Source organism: Tissierellales bacterium, from assembly GCA_035301805.1.
Classification (GTDB): Bacteria; Bacillota; Clostridia; order Tissierellales; family DATGTQ01; genus DATGTQ01.
Window position 1 is genome coordinate 1 of the sequence record DATGTQ010000097.1, and the last position, 5,814, is coordinate 5,814.

Consider the following 5,814-nt stretch of genomic DNA (forward strand, 5'->3'; position numbering starts at 1 on the left):
TTTATTTTTTCTCTCAATACGGATATATCACTAGAAATAACATTAAAGGTAGTATTGTCGTTACCTAATATTAAATCGTTAAATTCTACTAATGCTCCTCTTTTCCTTTCCCATCCCATCCATTTTTCTTCATTATCGGAATAAATCCTTTTTCTATGGAAAAAATAAAATATATTTTCTTCAGTACTATATTTTTCATTGAGCTTTTCTATACATTCCAAACCTTTATTTATTATATTTTTATCATCATCTTCTATTTCCTTTGGTCCATCTTTAAAATCCCCAGCTATTGCAAAATATAAGTTTTTTTCTTTATTAGCTAAATAATAAGTTTCTAAGTTTTCACATAGTTCTTCTACTCTTTCCTCGTTAAATAGCAATGTGGGTATTACCACAATAGTAGAGGCCTCATCAGGTATTCCATCCTTTAATTCTAATTTTGGTAATAATATTGGATTTATAATTTTAGAATAAATAAAGTTAATTAAAATTGTTGAAATATTACTAGCTGGAATAAGAGTTATTAAAGCTACAATTATACTTACAAAAAGATTACCTCTTAAATAAGCATAACAAGAGAATAAAAATACTATAGATAATGTTAATAAAATAATAGGAGTGGTATAGACTTTAGGATTTTTATAATATATACCATCTTTAGGACTGGTCTGGCCTAAACTTTTAAAAATTTTATTTCTTCCTTTATCTATAATATAATAGCCCACATGACAGGTTCTATCTGTTTCGCCCTCTTTTTTCTGTATTTTTGCAAATTCCAAAGCCTTGCTAGCAATATAAACTTCTTCTGTCTTTAAACTTCTAGCCAATTTCTCTACTTCATACCTATAATAACTTCTAGATTCAGAATCCATAGCTTCATATATATTACTAGGATCTTCTTTAAGTATTTTTTCCACTAAACAAAGCTCTTCAAAAATATCTTCCCATTTTAAATTAGAAATAGATCTTAAACTTGTAATACCATTTCCTACTGCATTTTTTATTGAACCCTGCTTTTTATACTCCTTTTCCAATACTGAATTAACATCTGATTCTAGATAGTTTAATTTACTATCAATAAAGCTTATTACATAATTATAATCTTCTCTTTCTCTTTTAATTCTTTTAAGTAAATGCTCTATATAGGAAGTATCTGCTTTAAATATTTCGCTTATTACTTCTTCTTCTAAAAGAGTTGAAAGATTAACTTTTTCTGCATCTCTCCAATTCTTTTGAATTTCTTCTATAACTACTACAGTAGCTTTAATATATTCTAATAAAGCTAAATTAAGCATTAAGGATAAAGAAGAAACCTCCTTTATAGTAAGAGCCTTTTCTTTCTGGTATGCATCTATAAATCTTATTAAGGTTTCTTCTGTTACTATTCCTTCCGAATGAGTTACTAAATCCAACACAATTGCATATACCCTTGGATAGCCTTTGAATGGCCCGGACTTTAAAGTAGTTAGCTCTAGTTTCCTTTCACTTTCAATACTTCTCCTAGCCCTTTTGTATTGAAGCTCTATTATGTAGAAATTATCTAACAACCATTCTGCAGCTTTCGGTAAAGACCTATTTTCACTTATATCATTATTGAAGTTTAAATAAATATTTTCTATAATATTAAAATTTTTATCTAATCTATATAAGAGGAGTTTTTTTACATTCCTTTTTTTGCCCATTGAATGTAATCTACCTAATTCCCTTCCATAATTAATTAGTTCTTCCCTAGTCAATAACACATCTTTAGCTCCTATAAATTCTTTGTGATTATCTTCCTTTAAAAAAGTATATTTTTTATACATCTAAATCTCCCTTTCAATCTATCTATTATGTGTTATCTTCCAACATGGTTTTTATCTTTTCTTCATATAAACTAGACAATTCTTCTGCATATTCTTCTTCAAAACCTTCTATATAAATATTGAAATTAGGCCTTTCTTTATCTGGTAAAATTAAAGCCCAACCTTTCTCATTATTAATTTTTATTCCTTCAAACATTTCTATTTTATCTTCACTTTCTTCAATAAGCTGTCTTATTATCCTACCTTTATCCTCCCAATTACAGGGTAGTTCTCTTTTAATATAGTGATAATCTGGCAACTCATCTACTAATTCACTTAATTTATTTTTATCTTCTACTAAATAATCAATTACTTTTCCAGAACCCCATATTGGATCAAAGTTTAAAATATACTGACAGAAATAATCCTTCTTTATCATTTCTCGCATTACTTCTGTTGGATAAGTTTTACTTATAATTATTTTTCCTCTATATTTGTCTACTATTTCATTTATTACACTAGGGAAATTATAAGGTATTACTATTTCTTCTATTTCACCACTTTTTAATCCTAGTAATGATGCTAAAAGAAAATATTTTTCATTCTTTATAATCCTACCTTTATTATCCACTAAAAATATATTTTCCCCATTATCTTCATAAAATATACCTAAATCTGCTTCTTCTCTAACTACTTCATCTTTAAATTCATTAGACATATCCACGGTCTTTACAATACAACCCAGAGAGGATAAATATTCCTCAACTAAAAGCAAAAGATTGTTAGATTTAGAAGCAATTAAAATTTTAGGTTTATTTTTTTTAATTAAAGCTCTATTATTGATAGTTTTTTGACCTTCCTCTTTATAAATAGAATAAAAATTATCTACTTCTACAACTTTGTCCAGAGTTTCTCCATTACACCTTACAAAATCTTCAGTGGTAAGACAGTTCTCTATTTTTCTTTCCATATTTCTATCAATATTTGATCCACTTTTATCTATAAACTCAATAAATATTTTATTCTTGTCTGTATTGCTAGACTTTATATATAGTCCTCCATCTCCACCAAAAAATCTAATTCCAAATCTTGAAACAGATATAGGACTATTACCTATATCAACTACCTTTCCTCCTGAAAAAAGCAAACCGGTAGTTATACAATTTTTCATAGCTTTTGATATATTAGAACCATCACAACTTACAATATATTTGCCACCATTTTTCATACAGGATCCAAAAGCTATTCCTAGCTTAGTGACTCTTTCTGGTGTTAAATCCTCATCTATTTTCCCCGAAACATTCCTATATCCGAAAATTTTATTAGTCATTTTTGTTGACCATATTACATTTTCACCAATTATCATTTTTTCACCTACTTTTTTATTTGGCCATATCTTTATTCCTTTTTGTATATAAGCTTCTGTATCTATTTTTGAATAAGAGCCTATAGCAGTATCTTCCTTTATTTTCACCTTCTTGTTTATAGTTATATTGTTACAAATAACAGCTCTTCTTATTTCTACTTCATTTGCAATCCGAACATTATCCCATAAAACTGTTCCTTTTAAATAATCATTTCTGTCAATATAGCAATTGTCACCTATTACTGTATAAGAATCTAAAACAGTACCTTTTTTAATTACATTATTATTCCCTATATAAACAGGTGGATTAATCTTTACGCTATCCTCAATTATAGTATTTTGCCCTACCCATATTCCTTCACTTACCTCATAAGATTTTAAATTTCCCTCTGCTTTGCCACTTAAAATATCTCTATGAGTGCTAATATAGGTGTTTAAATCTCCTATATCACACCAATATTCATCGGTTACATATCCAAACATAGGTATTTTATCTTCTAATAATCTTGGAAATAAATCCTTACTAAAATCAAAATTTTCACCTTTTTTATAATAATCCATAACTTCTGGTTCCAATATATATATTCCAGTATTAATTGTATCGCTAAAAACTTCACCCCAACTAGGTTTCTCCAAAAACCTAGTTATCCTTCCATTTTCATCTGTTATTACTACTCCATATTCTAAAGGTACAGGTTCTCTTTTTAACACAAGAGTAGCTTTAGAACCTTTTTCTTTATGAAATCTTATTGCTGATTCTAAATCTATATTAGTAAATGCATCTCCACTTACTACAATGAAAGTATCGTCTAAAAAATTTCCGGCATTTTTTACACTTCCTCCTGTACCTAAAGGTTTATCTTCTATAAAATACTTCATATTTACACCACAATCACTACCATCATTAAAATAATCTATAATATGAAATGGTAAATAGTGCAGAGTTACACCTATATCTTTAATACCGTGTTTTAACAATAATTCTACTGCATATTCCATTACTGGTTTCCCTAAAATAGGAACCATCGGCTTTGGAAGTTGGTTAGTTAAGGGTCTTAATCTAGTTCCTTGCCCACCTGACATTATTACGGCTTTAATAATAATCACTCCTTATTCAAACTCTATATGCATATAGTATTTTTTGATATTATTGAAAAATTATTCATAAAAAATAAAAAACCTTGGTTTTAAACCAAGGTTTTAGAATTAATTCTATCTAATGTAACTTTTTCTATATTTTTTATCTTTTCAATAGCCTCTTCTTCATTATCTCCTTTTGAATAAATATATATTTTTAACTTTGGCTCAGTGCCAGAAGGTCTTACTGCGTACCAACTACTATCATCAAATCTATATTTTAAAACATTTGATTTAGGAGTGTGCTCTATTTCATCTTTTAAATAGTCCGTAGTACTTATTAATTTCATATCCCCTATTTCTTTAATCGGTTGATTTCTAAAGCTTTTCATAGCCTTCTTAATCTTTTCAATACCTTCTACTCCCTCTAATACTATGGAAATTAATTTCTCCTTATAATAGCCATGCTCCATATAAAGTTCTTCTAATTCATCTAATAAAGTCTTATCTCTTTTCTTATAATAAGCTGCCATTTCAGATAGTAACATAGAAGATATTACAGCATCCTTATCCCTTACCATTGTACTATATACATAGCCAATACTTTCCTCATATCCAAATATAAAAGTATTTTCTTTAGTTTTATCATATTCATTGGCCTTATTACATATATGCTTAAACCCGGTTAATGTTTCTACTGTTCCAACATTATACTTAGACGCTATGGCCTTACTTAAATCCCCAGTAACAATTGACTTTACAATAACACCATCTTTAGGTATATTATTTTGTTTTTCTCTGGATTCTAAAACATAATTAACTAATAAAGCACCAGTTTGATTACCATTTAAAAATATATATTCTCCATCATTATCTTTCACCATACAAGCCACTCTATCACAGTCTGGGTCTGTTGCCAAAAGTAAATCTGCATTTATTTCTTTACCTAATTTTTTTGCATAATTAAAGGCTTTTACATCTTCTGGATTAGGATAGCCTACTGTAGTAAAATCTGGATCTGGGTTTTCTTGTTCTGGAACTACATGAATTTCTGTAAATCCCCTTTCTTTTAATACTCTCCTTACAGGAACATTACCAGTTCCGTTTAATGGAGTATAAACAATCTTTATATCTTTATCTATATCTTCATTTAATGCAAGAGATTTTACCTTATCTATATATTCATTATCTAATTCCTCTCCAATATAAGTAAGTAAACCTTTTTCTATTGCTTCTTCTTTTTCCATAATTTCTACTTTAGAAAAATCTTTTATTTCATTTATATTGGCGAGAATGTCTTCAGCTATATTATCGAGAATTTGAGAACCTTCTTCCCAATAAACTTTATATCCATTATATTTTGGTGGATTATGACTAGCTGTAATCATCACCCCTGCTGTACATTTTAATTGTCTTACTGCAAATGATAATTCTGGTACAGGTCTCAAATTCTCAAATAAATATGCTTTTATTCCATTTGCACAAAAAATTAATGCTGTTTGCATTGCAAACTCTTTTGACATTTTTCTTGAATCGTAACTAATTGCTACTCCTTTTTCTTCAGTTTTTTGTTCTAAAATATAATTT

Annotated in this window: 3 protein-coding genes; all 3 read right to left on the minus strand. The window is 28.2% G+C overall.

Going from position 1 to position 5,814, the window contains the following annotated elements:
- Nucleotides 1–1,805: hypothetical protein (locus tag VK071_04615; protein ID HLR34596.1), on the minus strand; the 1,805-nt coding region annotated here is incomplete at its 3' end.
- 25 nt (nucleotides 1,806–1,830) lie between these two features.
- Nucleotides 1,831–4,233, minus strand: a complete 2,403-nt coding sequence (locus VK071_04620) for a sugar phosphate nucleotidyltransferase (GenBank protein ID HLR34597.1) — start codon at nucleotides 4,231–4,233, stop codon at nucleotides 1,831–1,833.
- Between the two features lie 104 nt (nucleotides 4,234–4,337).
- Nucleotides 4,338–5,814: phospho-sugar mutase (locus tag VK071_04625; protein ID HLR34598.1), on the minus strand; the 1,477-nt coding region annotated here is incomplete at its 5' end.